This window comes from Thalassobacter sp. 16PALIMAR09 (assembly GCF_000765485.1).
Classification (GTDB): Bacteria; Pseudomonadota; Alphaproteobacteria; order Rhodobacterales; family Rhodobacteraceae; genus Thalassobacter; species Thalassobacter stenotrophicus.
This window is the reverse complement of the sequence record NZ_JHAK01000003.1, coordinates 13,687-27,782: the sequence shown is the minus strand read 5'-3', so window position 1 is coordinate 27,782 and position 14,096 is coordinate 13,687. Positions and strand designations below refer to the sequence as shown.

General features: G+C 56.7%; 15 protein-coding genes. 10 read left to right on the top strand and 5 right to left on the bottom strand.

From position 1 onward, the window contains the following. Nucleotides 1-70: 70 nt before the first annotated feature. The 3 genes from PM04_RS07505 (at nucleotide 71) to PM04_RS07495 (ending at nucleotide 2,398) form a co-directional block, all read left to right on the top strand. On the top strand, nucleotides 71-493 hold the full coding sequence (locus tag PM04_RS07505; protein ID WP_038005396.1) for a hypothetical protein: 423 nt from the start codon (nucleotides 71-73) through the stop codon (nucleotides 491-493). A 90-nt stretch (nucleotides 494-583) separates the two neighbouring features. Beyond that, nucleotides 584-1,198: a ribonuclease HII gene (locus PM04_RS07500; protein WP_038005393.1), complete on the top strand. Its 615-nt coding sequence runs from the start codon at nucleotides 584-586 to the stop codon at nucleotides 1,196-1,198. A gap of 99 nt (nucleotides 1,199-1,297) precedes the next feature. Next, nucleotides 1,298-2,398, top strand: coding sequence for a site-specific DNA-methyltransferase (locus PM04_RS07495; protein ID WP_038005390.1), 1,101 nt, complete (start codon nucleotides 1,298-1,300; stop codon nucleotides 2,396-2,398). 97 nt (nucleotides 2,399-2,495) lie between these two features. Here the strand turns inward: PM04_RS07495 and PM04_RS07490 are convergent, their stop codons facing one another. After that, nucleotides 2,496-3,080, bottom strand: coding sequence for a lytic transglycosylase (locus PM04_RS07490; protein ID WP_038005389.1), 585 nt, complete (start codon nucleotides 3,078-3,080; stop codon nucleotides 2,496-2,498). A gap of 83 nt (nucleotides 3,081-3,163) precedes the next feature. After that, on the bottom strand, nucleotides 3,164-4,045 hold the full coding sequence (locus PM04_RS07485; protein ID WP_038005386.1) for an AEC family transporter: 882 nt from the start codon (nucleotides 4,043-4,045) through the stop codon (nucleotides 3,164-3,166). 85 nt (nucleotides 4,046-4,130) lie between these two features. Between PM04_RS07485 and hspQ the strand changes: the two genes are divergently transcribed. Together hspQ and PM04_RS07475 are read left to right on the top strand one after the other, a co-directional pair. Continuing rightward, the gene (gene hspQ / locus PM04_RS07480; RefSeq protein WP_038005383.1) at nucleotides 4,131-4,457 is read left to right on the top strand and encodes a heat shock protein HspQ; all 327 of its coding nucleotides are present in this window, start codon (nucleotides 4,131-4,133) and stop codon (nucleotides 4,455-4,457) included. 110 nt (nucleotides 4,458-4,567) lie between these two features. After that, nucleotides 4,568-6,709 carry an ATP-binding protein gene (locus PM04_RS07475; protein WP_038005380.1) on the top strand — a complete coding sequence of 714 codons (2,142 nt, stop codon included), beginning with the start codon at nucleotides 4,568-4,570 and terminating at the stop codon, nucleotides 6,707-6,709. On the opposite strand, the gene PM04_RS07470 is transcribed toward PM04_RS07475, so the two are convergent. After that, nucleotides 6,706-7,695, bottom strand: a complete 990-nt coding sequence (locus PM04_RS07470) for an asparaginase (RefSeq protein WP_038005377.1) — start codon at nucleotides 7,693-7,695, stop codon at nucleotides 6,706-6,708. The genes PM04_RS07475 and PM04_RS07470 overlap by 4 nt on opposite strands. Nucleotides 7,696-7,879: 184 nt before the next feature. On the opposite strand from PM04_RS07470, the gene PM04_RS07465 reads away from it, so the two are divergent. From PM04_RS07465 to PM04_RS07450, 4 genes are all read left to right on the top strand, one after another. After that, nucleotides 7,880-8,407, top strand: a complete 528-nt coding sequence (locus PM04_RS07465) for an invasion associated locus B family protein (RefSeq protein WP_038005374.1) — start codon at nucleotides 7,880-7,882, stop codon at nucleotides 8,405-8,407. Between the two features lie 58 nt (nucleotides 8,408-8,465). Next, nucleotides 8,466-9,674 carry a 23S rRNA (adenine(2503)-C(2))-methyltransferase RlmN gene (rlmN, locus tag PM04_RS07460; RefSeq protein WP_038005371.1) on the top strand — a complete coding sequence of 403 codons (1,209 nt, stop codon included), beginning with the start codon at nucleotides 8,466-8,468 and terminating at the stop codon, nucleotides 9,672-9,674. Nucleotides 9,675-9,784: 110 nt separating this feature from the next. Then, entirely contained in the window at nucleotides 9,785-10,024 is a 240-nt protein-coding gene (locus tag PM04_RS18400) for a PHP domain-containing protein (RefSeq protein ID WP_038005369.1), read from the top strand. 207 nt (nucleotides 10,025-10,231) lie between these two features. Then, on the top strand, nucleotides 10,232-12,391 hold the full coding sequence (locus PM04_RS07450) for an error-prone DNA polymerase (protein WP_324618320.1): 2,160 nt from the start codon (nucleotides 10,232-10,234) through the stop codon (nucleotides 12,389-12,391). A gap of 31 nt (nucleotides 12,392-12,422) precedes the next feature. On the opposite strand, the gene PM04_RS18070 is transcribed toward PM04_RS07450, so the two are convergent. Beyond that, nucleotides 12,423-12,599: a hypothetical protein gene (locus tag PM04_RS18070; RefSeq protein ID WP_038005366.1), complete on the bottom strand. Its 177-nt coding sequence runs from the start codon at nucleotides 12,597-12,599 to the stop codon at nucleotides 12,423-12,425. 433 nt (nucleotides 12,600-13,032) lie between these two features. Here PM04_RS18070 and PM04_RS07440 point away from each other — a divergent pair, with 433 nt between their 5' ends. Further along, entirely contained in the window at nucleotides 13,033-13,581 is a 549-nt protein-coding gene (locus tag PM04_RS07440) for a CAP domain-containing protein (protein ID WP_038005363.1), read from the top strand. Here PM04_RS07440 and PM04_RS07435 read toward each other — a convergent pair. Further along, nucleotides 13,578-14,075, bottom strand: a complete 498-nt coding sequence (locus tag PM04_RS07435) for a murein L,D-transpeptidase family protein (RefSeq protein WP_052068366.1) — start codon at nucleotides 14,073-14,075, stop codon at nucleotides 13,578-13,580. The two genes, PM04_RS07440 and PM04_RS07435, sit on opposite strands and share 4 nt — an antisense overlap. Between the last annotated feature and the right edge of the window lie 21 nt (nucleotides 14,076-14,096).

Here is a 14,096-nt window from a genome sequence, read left to right as displayed (position 1 = left end):
CGATATTGAGCGACGAACACCCCCACGGCGAAGGTCAGACAGACGCGATGACCCAGAAAGGAAGTGTCCAATGCTCAAACCTCTTATGGCCAGCGCCCTCGTGCTGTCACTGATCCTCACCTCTGTTTCCGCAACACCTGCTCGGGCGGGTGGCGAAGACATCGCAAAGGTCCTCGGCGGGCTGGTCGTGTTATACGCAATCGGGCGCGCGATTGATGACAGTAACGCAACACCCCGCATACAGCGACAAACGACCGTGACACCCCGTAGACATGTGGGGCACCGCAACAAAGTGATCCCCGATCGTTGCTTTCGCGAGGTCGTTTCACGCGGGGAAATTCGCCGCGGGTACGGCGCGCGCTGCATGCAAAACACCGTACGCCGCGCCGGTGCCCTGCCCCCGCAGTGCATCCGCCAAGTAGACACCCGCCGCGGGACAAGAAACCTGTACAGCGAGCGGTGCTTGCGGCGGAACGGCTGGGTGCGTGGGTAAAATCGCACGCCCGTGTGCACAGCCGACGGCCCCCGGGGAACTCAACCTCGGGGGCTTTTTTATTGGGGCGGTCTGTGTCACTTCGAAGGGATGAAAACAGTCCCTACATTGGAATTCGAAGAGGCGCTCGCCGCGCGCGGGCACCACTATATCGTTGGTGTGGATGAGGTTGGGCGTGGCCCATGGGCGGGTCCAGTGGTGGCCTGTGCCGTGCGGTTTTGTGGCCCGGCCCCCGCAGGGTTGAACGACAGCAAAAAGCTGACCGCCAAGCGGCGCGAGACGCTGGTGCCGTTGCTCGAACAGGTTGCAGAGATCGGCTACGGCGAGGCCAGCGTAGAAGAGATCGATGAGATCAACATCCGCCAAGCCACCCACCTAGCCATGCGCCGCGCAATCGACGCTCTACCCCAAGTGCCTGACTACCTCTTGATCGACGGTCACGACCTGCCGCGTGGCCTGCCATGCCCAGCGCAAACAATCATTCAAGGCGATGGAAAGTGCCTGTCGATTGCGGCGGCGTCAGTCTTGGCCAAAACAAGGCGAGATTGGGGCATGGTGGCATTGGCGCAACAGTACCCCGGCTACGGATGGGAAAAAAACGCCGGATACGGCACCGCTGCGCACCGCGCCGGGCTGCAAAGTCTAGGGGTGACCCCACACCATAGACGTTCCTTCAAACCTATACACAACATGTTGGGATCCTAAAGTGATCCAATTTGTGCCACATTTTAGCCTTTGACGGCGATTCCCGCCGGGCGCATTCTAGTCGCAATAAGCGTGCAAAACGCGACTCACGAGGCGGACATGGCAGATACATCAAAAACGGGAGCGGCGACGCTTCCGATCAATACTATTTTGGACGGCGATTGCATCGAACGGATGAACGCGCTCCCTGCGGAAAGCGTTGACCTGATCTTCGCGGACCCCCCCTACAACCTACAGCTAAAGGGCGATCTGCATCGCCCCGACAACAGTCACGTTGATGCGGTCAACGATCACTGGGACCAGTTTGATAGCTTTCGGGCCTATGACGACTTTACGAAGGCATGGCTCAAGGCGGCGCACCGCTTGCTCAAGCCAAATGGTGCCATCTGGGTGATCGGCAGCTATCACAACATCTTTCGCGTCGGTGCGACCCTACAGGACGAAGGTTTCTGGCTGCTGAACGACGTCGTTTGGCGCAAAACCAACCCGATGCCCAACTTTCGCGGCAAGCGGCTGACCAATGCTCACGAAACACTCATCTGGGCGTCAAAGTCCGAAAAATCGAAATACACCTTCAACTATGAAGCGTTGAAAGCGTTGAACGAAGGCGTGCAAATGCGCTCAGACTGGGTGCTGCCGATTTGTACAGGGCACGAGCGGCTCAAGGACGAAAAGGGTGACAAAGCTCATCCGACACAAAAACCCGAAAGCCTGCTGCACCGTGTGATGGTCGCTACGACCAATCCCGGCGATGTTGTGCTGGACCCGTTCTTTGGCACTGGCACCACAGGTGCTGTCGCCAAAATGCTTGGTCGTGATTATATCGGGATTGAGCGCGAAGCGGCATACCGCAAGGTGGCTGAGGCGCGGCTTGCACGCGTGCGCAAATTTGACAGCGACGCGATCCAAGTCTCGAAATCGAAACGCGCCGAGCCGCGTATTCCCTTTGGTCAACTGGTCGAACGCGGCATGCTGCGCCCCGGCGAAAGCCTGACCTCACTGAATGGCCGCTACACTGCCAAGGTGCGGTCCGACGGCACACTCGTGCGCAAAGATGTCACCGGGTCGATCCACCAAGTTGGGGCTGCCCTAGAGGGCGCGCCCAGCTGCAATGGCTGGACCTACTGGCATTTTAAGCGCGACGGCAAAACCGTACCGATTGACCAGTTGCGCCAACAGCTACGCAAAGAGCTGTTCTAAGAGCTTCAAAAGTTTACCGCCAGCGCGCACCGCAGAAATGTCGGTGCGTGCAACTTCACCCCGCCGGTCGCCCAAGACCTGGCGGGGCTTTTTGCCATCAGCGCCGCACGCGGCAGCTGGCCAATTGTTGTTGATACACGTAGGCGCGCGCCGCGACCTCGTTTGAGACCCGCATCAACCATCCTTTGCGACGGTAGCTGCCGCGCGAGTACCCAGTGTGCCCCTCATGATAGGCGAGGTACTGGTTGCGTGCATCGGTCAGGGCAATGCCATTCCGCTGTACGGTTTTGTTCATGTACCATCCCATAAAATCAGACGCGTCGCGAATGTTGGTCCGCCGTGCGCCGATGCGGCCAGCCTCACGACGATAGTCCGCCCATGTGCCATCCAGCGCCTGCGAATAGCCCAGCGCTGAACTTTGCCGCCCCATCGGGATCACACCCAGCTTATAGCGTCGCGGTGGCCGTGCGCGGGAAACGAACTTACTCTCTTGATAGATCGTCGCCATCTGGACCGAGACAGGCACGCCCCATTTCCGCTCTGTTGCGCGAAAAGCCCTCAGATAGCCCGGTCGTTGCTCCAGTATGGAACACGCGTTGTCTAGGTTGCGTGGAGCCTGATTAGAGCCACCACCACAGGCGGCTAGGCCCAAGCAAAGGGCCAGTGCGTAATACCATTTCATGTCTATAACCTGCTCGGTTTTGTTTAAGAAAAAGTATAGCGCAAAACGAGAATTTTGAAAATGGTCCCGACCCTCGGCAATCCCTACACAAAGAACGCCAACACAACGGGGATGCTGACCACGGACAACAGGGTCGAGATCACGACCAAACCCGCCACCGCATCGGCGTCCGCCTCGTATTTTTCCGCCAATAAGTATGAGGTCACAGCAACCGGCGTCGCCACCTGCAACGCCAGCACAGCCAAAGCCACATGCGGCAGGTCCAGCCACAGTCCTGCGCCCAGCGCGCAGCCAACGCAAATTCCGACCTTTACCAGTGACAGCCAAAGCGCGCGCCCGATGCCCCCCGGTGTCAATCGCGCAACTGCAACCCCCAGCGTAATTAGCATCAAGGGGATCGCCATTTGCCCAATCAACTCAAGCGTATTGGTCACAAACACTGGCGTTTTCCAGCCTTGCCATAGGAATAGCGCCCCCAACAGCGTGGCAGAAACCATCGGCTCCTGCACGGCTTTGAGCAACGACCCACCACCCGATACCAGCCAGATTCCGAACGTAAACGCCATGACAGCCATGACCGCGAAAATCACAACGGCATAGCCCAACCCCTCCTGCCCGAATGCGAACAACGCCAGCGGCAGGCCCAAATTGCCCGTATTACCAAAGATCAACGGCGCCAAATAAGTTGGCCGGTCCAAGCCAAAGCCCGCGACTAACGCCCAGGTGACCATGGTCACAGCCCCGTAGGCCACGATCGCAGCAATGGTCACAAGGCTCAGCGCGGCGGGCTCAACCTCAGTCTTCATGAGGGCCGTGAAAATCAAGCACGGCACCGCCAGCGTCATCGCCAGCCGGGTCACGAATTGCACCCGATATTCGAACCCTGCACGCACCCAAATGTAGCCGACCAGAGCCAACAAAAAGACAGGTGAGGTGATCTCAAGGACCGTTAAGACCAATTCCACAGTTTGTTTCCCTTATTTTTAGGTAACCCCGATGGACAATCAGTCCGCGCAAGGGATAGTAAATCGAGCAAGGAGTCGATGCGCTATGCTCAAAAGCCATGCGAAATACAATCTCGGTCAAGTTGTCCGCCACCGCAAACATCCGTTTCGCGGTGTTGTTTTTGATATCGACGCCGTTTTTGCGAATACCGAGGAATGGTATGACGCCATTCCCGAACACTCCCGTCCGCGCAAAGATCAGCCGTTTTACCACCTGCTCGCAGAAAACGACGAAAGCTATTACGTAGCCTACGTGTCAGAGCAAAACTTGGTGGAAGATCAAACAGGTGAGCCTGTTTCGCACCCTGATATCGACGATCTGTTCGGTGCGTTTGATGGCGGAAAATACCCCCTACACTTCGACATGAACTAGGCGTCGGCGCACCCCAGCGTACGCTGCCTAACCGTTAAAGAAATGTGGTCGTAAGTTAAGACGGGATTCACGTTTTTTGGATAAATACTCGGGCCTTAGTAGAGGGTCCGATGTCAATCCAATCGCACGATGACTTTATTCAACAAGAACGCCGCCGTCGCCTCGCGGCGGAGCGGTTGCTTGCACAAAAGTCGAATGAACTGCTCGAAGCCAATCGTCAGTTGGCAACGCATGCGGACAAACTGTCGTACACCGTGATCGAACAGCGCGAAGAGAACGCGACCCTTGCGGGCGAAAACCAAAAGGTGCTCGCTCACCTAGATCTTGCGACCAAACAGGCCGGAAAAGCGGAACAGCGCCTGTGGGACTCCCTTGAGGCTATTGGCGATGGGTTCGCCGTGTATGATCGGAATTGGTGTCTCGTCGCCGCAAATCGACATTACATGCGCTTGTTCGAAGGGATTGAGGATGTCGGTCTTGGCGCGCCCTACGACCTTGTGTTGCAAGTTCTGATGGACGAAGGCCTTGTGGATATCGGCGATGCCAATCCCGACGATTGGGTCGATGAAATGCTTGCCCGTTGGGAAAATCGCCCCGTTCAAACCACAGTCATCAAACTGTATAATGGCCGCAGCATCCAGCTTCAGGACAAGGTGTCCTCGGACGGTGGCATGGTGTCTATGTGCACCGACATCACCGAAAGCCTCGAACGCGAGGCCGCGATGCGAGAAGCGCGCGATGCTGCCGAGGCCGCCAACCGGGCCAAGTCCGCCTTTCTCGCGAAGATGTCCCACGAAATCCGCACCCCTATGAACGGTGTGGTGGGCATGGCGGAGCTGTTGCTGGAATCCGAGCTGACCAGTGAGGATCAGATATACGCCGAAACCATCCGCAGCTCAGGTGAATCGCTGCTGGTCATCATCAATGACATCCTCGATTTCTCAAAGCTTGAAGCCGACAAGATGGAGTTTCGTCCTGAGCCAATGGACCTAGAGGTCCTGCTGCTAGAACTGCTGCGCCTGTCGGAAGCCAGCCTTGATGGTAAGCCAGTGAACCTTGCACTGCACTATCCCATCATGGGGCAAACTGGGTTCATCACTGATCAGGGCAAACTGCGACAGGTTCTAACGAACTTGATCGGCAACGCGATCAAGTTCACGCCCGAGGGTCACGTGACTGTGGATGTGGACCCCGGCACACCGGACGCGGCTGGCCGTTCGATGGTCAAGATTACTGTCCGGGACAGTGGGATCGGCATACCAGATGAGATGCAGGCTCATATCTTTGGCGAGTTCAATCAGGTCGAAGACGAAATGAACCGCAAGTTTGAGGGCACCGGCCTTGGGTTGGCCATCACCAAGGGCATCGTTGAGCGGTTAGAAGGCACACTGACCGTCGCAAGCGACTTGGGCAAAGGATCACATTTCACAGTCACCCTCCCGCTTGAAGTTGACCTTCGCAGTTCCTCACCAACAGCGGTCACCTCAGCACCTCTCACACTGGCGCTGTGCGGGTATCACCGGCCTACCGCAGAGTTTTTGACAAATGAATTGGCCTCGCTTGGTATAACGGTCAAAACCGTTACGCCAGACGAAATCGCCGATCTAGATGCGGATGCGGTGTTCACTTGCACCTGCCTGCCAGAGGCAGATCAGATTCGGATCAGCGAAATAGCACCAACGGACTTGCCAATTATCTGTGTCGGCACACACGCCCACACGCCAAAACAATTGGCCGCGCGTTGCAAAGCCCACCTGTCTTGGCCCACCGCGAACGCCGACCTTAGGACCGTGATTTCCGCGATCCAACCGCGCAAGCCCGTACAATGCGACACACCGCCCCAAGAAACACTGCGCATGCTGGCTGCAGAGGACAACATGATCAATCAGTTCGTGTTTCAAAAGATGCTCAAATCTGTCGAGATGGACCTGACCATAGTCGAAAACGGTCGTCACGCGGTTGAAGCATTTCTTGACTTCAAACCACATATTATCTTCACCGATATCTCTATGCCCGAAATGGACGGGATGGAGGCTGCGCGCGAAATCCGAAAACTAGAAGCGGAACATGGGCTTCCACAAACGCCGATTATCGCAATGACCGCACACGCGATGGAGGATGACGAAGACCGCATTAAAGCTGCCGGCATCAATCACTATCTGACCAAACCATTCAAAAAGTCCGCTCTGATGGACGCACTACACCGTTTCGCGCCCTCAGAAATTAACCTCACACAACCAGACGAAGGCTAAGCCCTCAGGGCCGCGACAGTCCGCAGTCCGCCCGTTTCGATCCCGCGCCAGTTGCGGATAGGGCTTTCCATATAGCGACGTGCGACGGGATGATCGGCCTGTAACACACCCAGCCGGACCAAAAGCGCAGTGATAACGGCCTCGGACGCGCGGGTGCCACCATCGAGGATCTTCACCGCGATACCGCGCTGCAATTCGGGCACGATCGCAATATACACAGCTTCCGCCCCCGTTTTCACTGCAACCTTGTGGTTCATTGCGCGCATCAATTCCGTACACGCACGCCCCTCGCCCGCAACGTATTCGGGATGAGCGGCCATAGCCCGGGTCAGCGTATGCATCGCCCGTTCCCGCCCATCACCATCGGCACGCGCCGCTGCAAAACGGCCCATCGCCGCCGCAAGACCCGTCATTGTCGTGGCAAAATTAGGCGCAGAACATCCATCAATGCCATATCCCGGGCTCGTCATCCCAGTCACATGCTCATGAGCATCCAGCACGGCACGTTGCACAGGGTGATCAGGTTCCACGTACTCGGGCCCCGCGCCAAGGTGCTGTGATAGCATCAAAAATCCACAGTGTTTGCCCGAGCAGTTGTTATGCACTTGGCATGGCGTCTCACCTGCGCGGATCATATCATCAGCCACCTTACGTGACATCGGCACCTGCGCGCCGCATCGAAGGTCATCATCGCCTAGGCCCAAATCCTTCAACCAAAGGCGTGCCATGTCCCGGTGCAAGGGCGCGCCATCGTGTGAAGCACACGCAAAAGCCCACTGTTGCGTCGTCAGATTGGCCCCCGCCCCGCTCTCCAACAGAGGAATTGCTTGGATCATCTTGCTAGAAGAACGCGGCAAGATCACAGCATCCGGGTCGCCCCACGCTTCAACCACATCGCCCGCACCGTCACAGATGACAGCGTGCCCCCAATGCTCGCCCTCCTCAAAAGGACCGCGATGCACTTCTACCAGCTTCTGAGCCTTCATTTTTCTGCCTCTTTTGCGCGATTTTATGCCAACGAACTTGGCTCCGGGGCTTTTCCGCAGCCCGCTTTGTAGGTATCCTTTCTGTGCAGAATTGAAAACACGCGTCCGCTTATCTCCAAGACTTACCCCGACAAGGGAAGCAACAAGCTGGATGCAGAGGCAAAAGCAGCGAGGCTGTAAAGCGATGAAATCATTGATGGTTTGGATCTATTCCGTTGTTGCGTTAACGGTAATGGCAGTCCCAGTTTGGGCGCAGGCAGACGTGTCCAATCGCGTTGGCGCCAATACTGATTGGAGCGTTTTTGTACAGGACAACCCGACCCAGTGCTGGGTTGTTTCGGCCCCCAAGGACACCGTGAACACCCGCGACGGTCGTGTTGTGGCAGCGCGGCGCGGCGACATCCGGTTATTTGTCTCTTATTGGCCACAAAGTGATAAGCGCGCAGAGGTGAGTTTCACCGGCGGCTACCCCTTTGCAGAGCTGTCTCGGGTTGAGATCGAAATCGGCTCGGAAAAGTTCCTTTTGTTCACCGATGGTGAACTGGCTTGGGCCGATACCCCTGCCGATGATGCCAAAATTGTCTCCGCAATGAAGCGCGGGTCTGAGGCAGTTGTATCAGGCGTTTCATCGCGCGGGACCAAAACACGCGACACATTCTCGCTTTTGGGTTTCACCGCCTCGATCGAAGATGCCGAAGCCCGCTGCGGCTGAGGGCTAGCGAAACCACAATTTCGACCGTATATGGGGGGTTCATCCGTTGGAGAGCCCCATGACAACCGCATCGACACCACCGTCGACCCCTGCGCCGATCACCCAAGACATGTTGACCCTGCCGCGCAAGCTGCCCGAGGGCGGCAAGCGCAATCTAATCGGCTTGACCCGCACCCAACTGCGGGACGCCCTGATCGAAGTTGGCACCCCGGAAAAGCAGGCCAAGATGCGCCAAGGTCAGGTTTGGCAATGGCTCTACGAAAAAGGCGTGCGCGAGTTTGAACTGATGTCAAACCTCGCCAAAGACTACCGCGCAAAACTGGCTGAACATTTCGTCATCGAGCTGCCGGAGGTCGTGAGCCGTCAGGTGTCTGAGGATGGCACACGCAAATATCTGGTGCGGATCGCCGGCGGCCATGAGGTCGAGACGGTGTACATCCCCGAAGAAGGGCGTGGCACGCTGTGTATTTCCAGCCAAGTCGGCTGCACTCTGACCTGTTCGTTTTGCCATACGGGCACGCAACGGTTGGTGCGAAATCTAACCGCAGGCGAGATCATCGGTCAGGTTATGTTGGCGCGCGATGATCTGGGCGAATGGCCCGAACTGGGCCGCGCACCACGAGACAGAACCCGGCTTTTGTCGAACATCGTCCTGATGGGCATGGGCGAGCCGCTCTATAATTTTGAGGGCGTGCGGGACGCGATGAAAATCGCGATGGACCCCGAGGGTATCGCCCTATCGCGGCGTCGGATCACCCTATCAACATCTGGCGTTGTGCCCAAGATCGCGCGCACCGCAGAGGAAATTGGCTGCCTTTTGGCCGTATCGTTCCACGCAACAACCGATGAGGTGCGCGATCAGCTTGTGCCCATCAATAAGCGCTGGAACATCGAAGCTTTGCTCAGCGCGTTGCGGGAATACCCCCGGCTCTCGAACTCTGAGCGAATTACATTTGAATACGTGATGCTGGATGGCGTGAACGATAGCGACGAGGATGCGCATCGGCTGGTAAGCCTGATCAAAGGCATTCCAGCTAAAATTAACTTGATCCCATTCAACGAATGGCCTGGCGCGCCATACAAACGATCCTCTAACAATCGGATTCGTGCGTTTTCTGAGATTGTTTACAGTGCGGGTTATGCGTCACCCATCCGTAAGCCACGTGGTGAGGATATTATGGCGGCGTGCGGTCAGCTAAAATCTGCCACTGAGCGGGCCCGCAAGTCCCGCAAAGCGATTGAGGCAGAAGCGGGGCTGGGCGAATAGTTCAGGTGGAATGTAGGCGAGAGGCGCTGCCTCTCGCGCTCTCCGGGATATTTGTGAACCACAGAAATCTGGGGCTAAACAAATAAGAACAAACTGTGAATATATGACGGATGGGAGTCGTTGAGCTTCATATCACCTCAAATTTTACCTTTCTCACCGGCGCTTCGCATCCTGAGGAATATGCGCATCGTGCGGCGGAGATGGGGATTGAGACCTTTGCGATTGCGGATGAAAATTCTGTAACTGGAATTGTCCGCACGCATGTGGCTTTGCGCGATCTTAAGCGCATTGTGGAAGAGCAGGAAAGGCATGTGGCTCAGTTCGGCGAACCTAGCCCCCCCTCGGCCTGAGCATGCCCCACGCACCGCTGGGTCGCTTGACGTTATGCATATCCCTCGGCATTTACCTGCAGCGCGTTTAGTTTTGTCCAAGGGGCGCATGCGCGCGCCCAAGGGTGAATGCCATATTTACATGGATGACTTACTAGGGTTTGGCGGCTCCTGTGCGCTGATCCTCGTGCCACAAGCGATACATCGGCAGCGCGGCGCGGACGTGCCTTGGCCAATGCGGAACAGCGACTGCGCAATGCAAATGAAATACGCAATTTATTCGCGGACCACCCCGATGCGATTGAAAATGCCACAGCGTTAGCCCGCGCCTGTACCTTTTCCCTCGATGAATTACGCTACGAGTGCTCTTCAGAGCTGATCGGCCAAGAAACAGCGACTGAACGACTGGCCCGGTTGGCTACGGCAGGTTTACGATGGCGCTATCCCGCGGGCGTCCCTCAACAAGCCTCTGACCAGTTGGCGCACGAGCTTCGTCTAATTGATAAACTCGGCTTTGCACCCTATTTTCTAACGGTCCACGACATTGTAGATTTCGCCCGTGACCGAGGCATCTTATGTCAGGGCCGCGGTTCAGCTGCCAACTCGATCACCTGTTACGCATTGGGGGTAACCTCCGTTTCACCCGAAATCGGCACCATGTTGTTTGAACGTTTCGTCTCTGAGGCGCGCAATGAACCGCCCGATATTGACGTCGACTTTGAGCATGAACTTCGCGAAGAAGTCATTCATCATATTTACGGGCGCTATGGTCGCCATCGCGCTGGCCTATGCGCCACCGTTATTCATTACCGTGGAAAACGGGCGGTGCGCGAAGTAGGCCGCGCCATAAGGCTAAACGAAGATACGATCACCGCGCTTTCGAGCCAAATCTGGGGCTTTGGCTCGACCAAAGGGCTGGAACCAGAGCGTTTTGCCGAGCTAGGCCTAGACCCAACAGACCGACGCTTACAGCAAACCTTGCGACTGATTTTTGAGATTCAGGGCCTCCCGCGCCATTTATCCCAGCATGTCGGTGGTTTTATTACTACTGAAGGTCGGCTTGATGAATTGGTCCCTATCGAGAACGCCACGATGGAGGACCGTACAATCATCTGTTGGGACAAGGATGATATCGACGCTCTTGGCATCCTCAAGGTTGATATTCTCGCGCTGGGTATGCTGTCGTGTCTGCGCAAAAGCTTTGATCTGATCGCCAGTCATCATCAGCTTGATTACGACCTGGGGACACTCCCACCGGAGGATCCCGCCGTTTATGACATGCTATGCGCAGGCGACAGTATCGGTGTTTTTCAGGTCGAAAGTCGTGCGCAAATGAATTTTTTGCCACGGATGCGGCCGCGCTGCTTTTACGACCTTGTGATCGAAGTCGCGATTGTTCGCCCTGGCCCCATTCAGGGAGACATGGTCCACCCCTACATCCGGCGGCGCAACGGCGAAGAAGACGTACATTTCCCCTCGGATGCATTAGGCAAGGTGTTAGCTAAAACCCTAGGCGTGCCGCTGCTCCCAGAACAGGCCATGCAGATCGCCATCGTCGGCGCAGGCTTTTCCCCAGAGGAAGCCGATAAACTACGCCGCGCGCTCGCGACGTTCAAAAAACACGGCAATGTCAGCGCGCTGCGGGATCGATTTTTGCGCGGGATGCGTGCCAATGGCTATGATGACGACTTTGGACAGCGTTGCTTTTCCCAAATTGAAGGGTTTGGCTCGTATGGTTTCCCCGAAAGCCACGCTGCCAGCTTCGCACAGCTCGTTTATGCTTCTGCATGGATGAAATGCCACCACCCCGGCATCTACGCCTGCGCGCTGCTCAATTCACAGCCCATGGGATTTTATGCACCGGCTCAAATCGTCCGAGACTCCCGGGAACACGGCCTCGAGGTTCGGCCAGTCTGCCTAAACAACAGCACATGGGATTGCACCATGGAACCCAACGGACGCGGCGGCCTCGCGCTGCGCTTGGGCTTTCGGCAGGTCAAAGCCATAAAGGAGGAAGATGCGCGTTGGTTGGTGGCCGCGCGCGGCAATGGATATCGCGATGTTGCTGATGTCTGGCGCCGCGCAGGTGTCAGCGCACAGATGCTATCAACACTTACCGAAGCGGATGCGTTTTCAGGTCTTGAGCTTAGCCGCCGCGCCGCATTGTGGGAGGCAAAAGCCCTACAAAAAAGGCAACCATTGCCGCTTTTTGCGCAGGATATCGACGGGGAAGTCCTGCAGGAACCACAAGCGCAGCTACCTCAGATGACACTCGGCGAAGAGATTGTAGAGGACTACGTTTCAACGCGTCTCTCACTGCGGGCACATCCTCTGGCTTTGTTGCGCCCTTTGCTAAGTGGTCCACAAAACGAAAAAGGCGCCCCCTGAGGGACGCCTTCTTTCGTTAGCTTGGCTTCGCTTAGGAAGCGGCAGCTGCGATCAGTACCAGAGCCAGCAGGGGCACCAGGATACCGCCAGCGGACGAGGATGTGTCCTCGACGATGACTTCTGGTTCCATTGTGGGCTCTACCATGTTGCCAGCAAAAGCGCCGGTGGCAAGAGTAGCGAATGCAGCTGCGAGAGCGATTTTTTTCATACCGTTTTTCCTTCAAGATACGCCACGGACCGTGCATGATTGCCGGCCCTTATGGCACCCAAGACTGTACCTCGTGCCCCGGTGTAGGCAGCAATGCCTGCCATATTCAACGGCCCGAAAGCAAAGGTCTCTTAACCAAAATCAGACTGCGATTAAAATGGCAACACCCTGTGGAACGCACGTCAAAGAGCATGGCGAATATGACACAGCAATTGCCCCAAAGTGCATAATATCCGGCTAAATGGGCGTATTATTGCCCGAATCCCGCCCAAAACCCTAAGATCTGGCGGGTTCTATGACCCCAAAGCCGCACTCGCTGGTCAATGCAGTGCGGCTGACGTCAAATTGCATCTGCACATTTGATTTGCATACTGCTCAGGGATATCCAAGCCATGACATGCGCCCAAATTCGGGCCCAACCTGGATAAGTATAATGAACCGACGCCACGCCCTAACACTCTTGGCCGCGACCGCTCTGACCGCCTGTACACCTCCCGCGCCATCGGCTTTAGGCCCGGACGGGAAGCCACTGCCAAGGCTATACCGCATCACCGAAAGCGATGGGCGCCGCATTCCATTTCGCGTCCTTGATGCCGTAAACGCGCTGCGCCAAGGTGCCGGTGTGCCCGCATTAGAACTGAACCCGGTCCTGACTGCGGCGGCGGCAACCCATGCCCGCGATATCTCAATCCAAAACCGACCTTGGCACTTCGGCTCTGATGGCTCATCCCCAATCGATCGGGCCCGTAGCGTTGGCTATACGGGCACCGTTTTGGGCGAAACTCTGTCGGAAACCTACGAATCTGAACTAGAGACCGTAGCCGCGTGGATGCAGGAAGAAGGGCCTCGGGCCGTGATCCTAGACCCCGATGCGCGCCAGTTGGGTTTTGCGTTTTTCCAAGAGCCGAACGGCAAAATCTGGTGGGTGCTTAACACAGGATTTGGCGGCAGCAGCGAAATCCCTGACGCACCCGCAAGCTAGGCCACGATGTCTATGATGGTCCCATCTTGGACCATCATATAAATCTCACGCATTTCGGCATTGGTCACGGCGATACACCCAGCGGTCCAATCGGCCGAGCGCGGGCGCCGTTTATTGCCCCAACCGTGGATAAATATATCACCACCCGGATCGCGCCCCTGCGATTGGGCAAAAGCCACCTCATGTGGCCGGGGATAGTTGATCCCGAGTGATAGGAAAAAAGCCGAGTTCGGATTGCGGCGGTCGATGATAAACCGGCCCTCGGGGGTCTTGCCGTCACCCTCAAACTGTTTCGGCCCCGCAGAGGTAAACCCCAGCTGAATGTCGTAGGCGCGCAGAATATCCCGACCGTTCAGCAGATACATTTTGCGCCGGCCTTTATGCACCTCAACCTTGGTCACCGTGGGGCCAGAATAGCGGGTCGTTGCGCCACCCACACAGCCCGCAAGAGCCGCCGGAAGCATCGCCAGAAGGAGTCGTCTTGAGATCGCCATGTATGCTCTGCCTCGGAACGG